Below are 5,906 nucleotides of genomic sequence, written 5' to 3' on the forward strand. Positions count from 1 at the left end.
CAGGCCTGGCCGCTGCATGGTGTGTTCGGGGGATACGAAGGTTTCCCGGCGCATACCGGCGGTCGCGACCGATTCATTACGACGGAAGACGAGGCGGAGAAGATTGGAGCGGCGGTGTGGAAGGCGGCGCCAACGAACACGTCCCACAAAAAAGCCGCCTACCGTACGACCACCAGGGTCCGTGCCGGGAACGAGTAACCCTTTGTCTCGAGGACGTAGTAGTAAACACCGGAGGCAAGGTGCGACACGACGACGACCTCCTCATATTCGCCGGGTGCACGAGGAGCATTCACAATCCGCAGGACCTCTCTGCCGAGCACATCAAACAGTGTGATTCTGACCGGGGCTAACACGGGTATGTTGTATCTGACAAAGACCTGACCCGAGCCTGGCGAAGGGTAATGGCCGAGCCCGTATGCGGCAGGTCCCTCCGGCGTCGGCGGCTCCGCAATCGATACACTGTCCACGTCATCTAGCAGCCAGCTTCCAAGGTTCAGAGCATTCCGGGCAATCACCTTCAGTCTCTGCACAGACTGATGCCGGTCGCCTTCCCGGGCAAAGAGAATCGACATCAGAATTCGCTCGGAATCACCGCTATCCAACCGCAACGGTCCCAGCCCGACGAGAAACCGAATCTCCGCAAAGCGGCTCGAGGGACCGCCCGGTTCAATCTGATCCGCGCTCCAGAATTCCGGCGGGTCGGCGGTGTACATGAAGGTGGTTGGACTCGCTGAGTAGTCGCTACCGTAGCTACCGTACGTTATCGGCATGCCGTCGCTGCCCAGACCTTGTAGCAGGTTGTAGTAACCCTCCGCCGACTGAGGGTACTCCCCGAGGGGCGGAAAGCCGCTGCTCTTGCGTAGCTCGAGGCAGCTCGTTGTCTGTCTGCGCTCTCCCGGTTCATCGGTTGCGCCATCAAAGTCATTATCGATTCCGTCGTCCGTCGCCTCCGAAGCCGCGATCATGGTATATCCAATCGCCGGTGGTCGATTGCCATACTCTCGGTCAAAATCGTCGGCGTTGTAGGCGTATCCGAGCCCCAGGAGAGAGTCACACCCGACGCGGTCATCGCTGCCGTATCCCACGTCGGCGTCCACAAAGGAGCCGAAGTAAAGGCTATCCAGTCGTGCAGGTGACTTGTTTACCACATCGATCAGGTAGAACGTTGCGTACTCCGGCCACGCGTTGCTGAACACCTCCTCAAATCCAAAAGCCGTTACCCGTAGCTCCACGCCCAGGGGTGCGGTCTTTGATCTCTCGTGCACATTTCCCGCGTCGTTCATGACCCACCAGGCTGTCTGGTCCCCGAGGACCCGCGGCCGATCGCCCGCTGCCACATCGTAGTTGCCGGGATTTCCGTCGCCATCGCGAACGAGAGCACCCAGTTCCCACGGCCAGTCGCGAATGTCTTCGGTTGCTGTCCCCCCGGCGTCAAGTGACTCTATATCGGATCGATACACGTTGAAGATCCGATCGTAGGGCGTGCAGTCCGCTGGCGGGTCGCCGTTCTCATCAAGCGGTCCGGGCCACAGTTCAGATTCGTAGAAGTGATTGATCGCTGCACGCAGCTCGCCGTTCACTCGGGCTCCGAGCCACAGGGAGGTCGAGAAAATAGCATGTGCACTGGAGTCCTTCGGTACCTCGTAGAATCCTCCGTTTATGTCGCGAAACAGGTTGCCCGTATTGTAGATGGAAGCCCTGACCCTTCCCACATCCAACTCCTCCTGCGCTGTGCCGGGCTCACACGTGCCCGTTGTTTGCGCGAGTGCTCCACTCTGCCCATGGATGGCAAACAGGGTCAGTGGTATCCCAAGTAAGATGCGAAGCATGGTTCCTCTACGAAGGACGGCGCGGCGCAAGAATGTTGCATCGAACCATAACACTAGTTAACTAGGAAGACATGGCGTGCCGGTTTCGGGTGCGCCAGCTGGCCGGGGAATCCCCCATCCGTCGTATCGCGGGTCCGGGAGGGCTCCGGGTGGCGATCGGATCTGCCAGACGACCCAAAGCACGATGCAAGCTCCATAACGATCCATGAGAACACTCGCCCCGATACTGTTGATCTTCGCCGCGGCATTTACTCGCTGTGAGGAGTCAAGGAATCTCTATTCAGCGGAGCCGGCGATACACGACTCGGCCTCCGAGCCATTAGACCTGGCTCGGCTCTCGTGGATGCAGGGCTACTGGACGGGCGAGCAGGACGGCACCCGCATGGAAGAAGTCTGGCTGCCGGCGCGTGGCAACGTAATGGTCGGCATGCACGTCGACCTGTTCGCGTCGGGACGCTCTTTCTTTGAATACCTGCGAATCGAACAGCGCGGCGACACGCTGGTGTTTCATGCCAGTCCGCGCGGTCGGCCGCCGACACCCTTCATCGCGTCAGGCGTGACGGATTCCAGCGTCACGTTCGAAAACCTCGCCCACGATTTTCCACAAATGATCGCCTATCGGGTTGATCGCGCGGGCCGACTTCATGCCAGGATCTCTGGCCAGGGCGACGGCGAAGAACAGTCTTCCGAATGGATCTGGAGCCGGAGCGATTTACCTCGCCCGTGATGGTGCTCTACGGATGGCTTGCGATTCAAGTGCAGTTCATTGCGGGGATGGACTACGTGTTGTCTGACGTCACTACCGGGAATCCGCGGGGAGTCTTCGCCGCTTGAAGATGTAGAAGAGGTAGGCGAAGGCGGGGAGCAGCAGCACTGTTCCGGCACCGAGTATCAGCGTGAGGAGCCGCAGCGTGGCCGGCGCCGTGGCGGCATCTGCAAACGTAACATCGGGGACGATGACGTACGGGAATTGCGCCAGGCCCCAGCCCACGAGGATCAAGGTAACCTGCAGAACGGCGGCGACCCGTGCCCACGCGAAGCGGCGCACCCAGAGCGCTACAACAGCTCCGATACCGAGAAGCGAAACGGCGGCGCCTATCGGTGGCGACCACCACTGCGAGAGACCATCGAAGAGATACGGAGCGCCGTCGCCCGCGAGGAGGTAGACGAGCAGTGCCGCCGGTGCGAGCGTCACAGCCGAGATCAACGATCGGATCTGAAAGTCTCTCTGGACTGCCGGATTGTCTTCAGTCTCGACGGTCATGTAGACGGCGGCCAGATACGCAAAGAGCCCCTGCGCAAAGAGCCCGCACCCGACAGCAAAGGCTGTCGTCCACCCCGCGTAAAATCCTGAAATGATCACGCCCTCTTCAACGCGGATATCACCGGTAGCAAGTGCACCGAGGCTGAGGCCGAGGAAGAACGGCGTCAGGAAACTCGCGATGCCGAAGATCGCACTCCACCGTCGATGCACGGCGTCCCGCTGCAAATCGTATTTGCGAAAGACAAAGGTGGTGCCGCGGAGCACAATCCCAATGAGGATCAAAATCATGGGCATGAACAGCGCCGTCATGATCATCCCGAATGCGGGCGGAAACGCTGAGAAGAGAAGGACGATCACAAGAATCAGCCATACATGATTCGCCTCCCACACGGGTCCGATGGCGTCGGCGATCGCGTCTCGTTGCTGCCGCCGATTCGGTCCGAACGCCAGAAGATCCCACATGCCTCCGCCGTAGTCCGCTCCGGCGAAAAGCGCATACAACACGAGCGCTGCGAGCATCACCAGCGCCAGGATCGTTTCGTACATCGTGTTCGTGGTTGATCGATTGAGTCAGGCATTAAAGCGCTCCGCCCGGGCATCAGCACATCAGGATCGATGATTCCCGGAGTGTGTCTCGAGGAACTGCCGCTTGAGCAGGAAGACTAGGACGACGGAGAGAAAGACATACAGAACCGTGAACGCGATGAAGGGCGCCGCCAGACCACTCACGGGAGTAACGGCATCCTCGGTACGCAGCACACCCCAGATGATCCATGGCTGTCGACCAACTTCCGTCACGATCCACCCCGCCTCGATGGCGATAAATCCGAGCGGCCCGGCAGCGATAAGCGCCAGCAATAGCCGCGGATCGTCCGGGAGTCGCCGCGTTCGCGCCCACTTCCACCCGGTCCAGAGCGCGAGGACAAACATCATCATTCCACAACCCACCATGATGTCGAACGCCCAGTGAACGATCGTCACGTTCGGCCATTCATCTCGAGGGTAGGCATCGAGTCCTGTTACCTCGGCGCCAACGTCGCCGTGGGCCAGGAAGCTAAGACCGTACGGAATCTCGAGTGCGTACCGGGTCTCCATCTCCGCGTCATCAGGCAGGCCCCCGATGACCAGCGGCGCGCCAGATTCGGTGTGATAGTGCGCCTCCATCGCCGCAAACTTCGGAGGCTGCAGCACGGCCGTCATCTTTGCAATTCGGTCACCGCTGACGAGCTCAAGCGGGATGCTCACCATCGCCATTAGAAGCGCGAGGCCAAAAGCGTAGCGGTGGAAGGTGCTCGTTCGGTCTTTCCGCAGGAAAAAGGCATGTACAGCCGACACCGCAAAACCGACAGCCACGTACGAAGCGAGGATCATGTGGATGATCTGCTGAAGTGCTGCCGGATTCATCATCGCAGCAACGGGATCGACATTCGTAATGACTCCGTCGACGAGATCAAACCCGACAGGAGCATTCATCCAGGCATTCGCGGTGATCACAAACACGCCCGAAAGCGCTCCACTGACAGCTACCACCACCCCGGAAAGCCAGTGAGCAAGAGGCGGCATGCGATCCCACGCATACAGGTAAATTCCAAGGAAGATGGCTTCGGTGAAGAAGGCGAATCCCTCAAGCGAGAAGGGCATGCCGATCACTCCACCGGCCACCGCCATGAAGTCCGGCCAGAGCAACCCCAACTCGAACGACAGCACCGTTCCCGAAACCGCACCAACGGCAAACAGAATTGCAGTACCGCGCGCCCACCGCTTCGCCAGATCGAGGTATACAGGTTCCTTCGTTCGGAGATATTTGCCCTCCGCCATGGCCATGAGCAGCGGCATCCCGATGCCCATCACCGCGAAGACGATGTGGAAGGCCAGAGAGAGCGCCATCAGGGAGCGCGCGAAGAAGAAATCTTCCATTCTCACCTCGACCACGTGCGTTGGAGTGACGGCTTACCCGAGAGGAAGAAGCGGGTTCACGGCTCCGCGGTTAAGATTCGCAGAAGGCCGCACCGTGAATTCGACGTCTTCGTCATCGTCCGCAAAGGATGTTGCAACGTGCTTCCGGAAGGGTCCACGTCTTCGGGTAGAAACCGACTACAACCGTCCGCCAAAGGTCCCCCACTTCGTTCGGGATGACGTAGCGTGGCTTGCGATGGCGCGGGTACGGCTTGGATGCCGCCAAATGGTTGCGTCGACGCAGCGTGGCTGTCGATGGAGTGGCACGGAAAGTACGGATGATGTCGCGCGCTGTGTATCTTCGTTTCATGAGGAAACTGATTCTTGTCTCGGCCTTCCTGGTCGCCGCGGCGTGCACCAGCGAACCCGCCGCAACCACGGAATTCAAAGGCGTCAAGACCGTCGTCTACGTCACGCCGGACCTCGACGCAGGAAAAGCCTGGTACTCGTCCGTCTTCGGCATCGAGCCGTATTTCGACGAGCCGTTTTATGTGGGTTTCCAGGTGGGCGACTTCGAGCTGGGACTTGACCCCGACACCGCCCTTGCCCCCCCGGGTCGCGGAGGCATGTGGGTATATTGGGAAGTCGATGACGCCGTCGCGACGTACGACAGACTGACGACCCTCGGAGCCACCGAGGTCACCGGCGTAAGCGACGTCGGTGGCGGCGTCCTTGTCGGGACCGTCGAAGACCCGTTCGGCAACCTCTTCGGCATCATTCAGATGCCCTGACCATCACATCACACCGAACTATCTGAAGCATGGATATCCCCGTCGAATCCTACGAAAAACTGGGCGAGTTCTATCTGGGTCGATCGTACGACCTGGAAAAACGCGAGATGCTCGATGACCTGCTCC

The 5,906-nt window shown here is 59.8% G+C and carries 5 protein-coding genes; 2 read left to right on the plus strand and 3 right to left on the minus strand.

What is annotated here, in order from left to right; translation table 11 throughout:
- Positions 1–158: 158 nt before the first annotated feature.
- A complete protein-coding gene (locus HKN37_16460; GenBank protein ID NNE48246.1) occupies positions 159–1,829 on the minus strand; it encodes a T9SS type A sorting domain-containing protein in 1,671 nt (556 codons plus the stop codon).
- 205 nt (positions 1,830–2,034) lie between these two features.
- Here HKN37_16460 and HKN37_16465 point away from each other — a divergent pair, with 205 nt between their 5' ends.
- Entirely contained in the window at positions 2,035–2,556 is a 522-nt protein-coding gene (locus HKN37_16465) for a hypothetical protein (protein NNE48247.1), read from the plus strand.
- A 72-nt stretch (positions 2,557–2,628) separates the two neighbouring features.
- On the opposite strand, the gene HKN37_16470 is transcribed toward HKN37_16465, so the two are convergent.
- Together HKN37_16470 and HKN37_16475 are read right to left on the minus strand one after the other, a co-directional pair.
- Entirely contained in the window at positions 2,629–3,639 is a 1,011-nt protein-coding gene (locus HKN37_16470) for a cytochrome d ubiquinol oxidase subunit II (GenBank protein NNE48248.1), read from the minus strand.
- A gap of 60 nt (positions 3,640–3,699) precedes the next feature.
- Positions 3,700–5,010 (minus strand): cytochrome ubiquinol oxidase subunit I, encoded by a 1,311-nt coding sequence (locus tag HKN37_16475; GenBank protein NNE48249.1) that lies wholly within the window; start codon positions 5,008–5,010, stop codon positions 3,700–3,702.
- 347 nt (positions 5,011–5,357) lie between these two features.
- Between HKN37_16475 and HKN37_16480 the strand changes: the two genes are divergently transcribed.
- Positions 5,358–5,780, plus strand: a complete 423-nt coding sequence (locus HKN37_16480; GenBank protein NNE48250.1) for a VOC family protein — start codon at positions 5,358–5,360, stop codon at positions 5,778–5,780.
- The last annotated feature ends 126 nt before the right edge of the window (positions 5,781–5,906 follow it).

Source organism: Rhodothermales bacterium (assembly GCA_013002345.1).
Classification (GTDB): Bacteria; Bacteroidota; Rhodothermia; order Rhodothermales; family JABDKH01; genus JABDKH01.

What these genes read in the sequence shown, in the direction of transcription:
- HKN37_16460 (NNE48246.1), bottom strand. Translation starts at nt 1,829, where the DNA reads ATGCTTCGCATCTTACTTGGGATACCACTGACCCTGTTTGCCATCCAT.
- HKN37_16475 (NNE48249.1), bottom strand. Translation starts at nt 5,010, where the DNA reads ATGGAAGATTTCTTCTTCGCGCGCTCCCTGATGGCGCTCTCTCTGGCC.
- HKN37_16465 (NNE48247.1), top strand. Translation starts at nt 2,035, where the DNA reads ATGAGAACACTCGCCCCGATACTGTTGATCTTCGCCGCGGCATTTACT.
- HKN37_16470 (NNE48248.1), bottom strand. Translation starts at nt 3,639, where the DNA reads ATGTACGAAACGATCCTGGCGCTGGTGATGCTCGCAGCGCTCGTGTTG.
- HKN37_16480 (NNE48250.1), top strand. Translation starts at nt 5,358, where the DNA reads ATGAGGAAACTGATTCTTGTCTCGGCCTTCCTGGTCGCCGCGGCGTGC.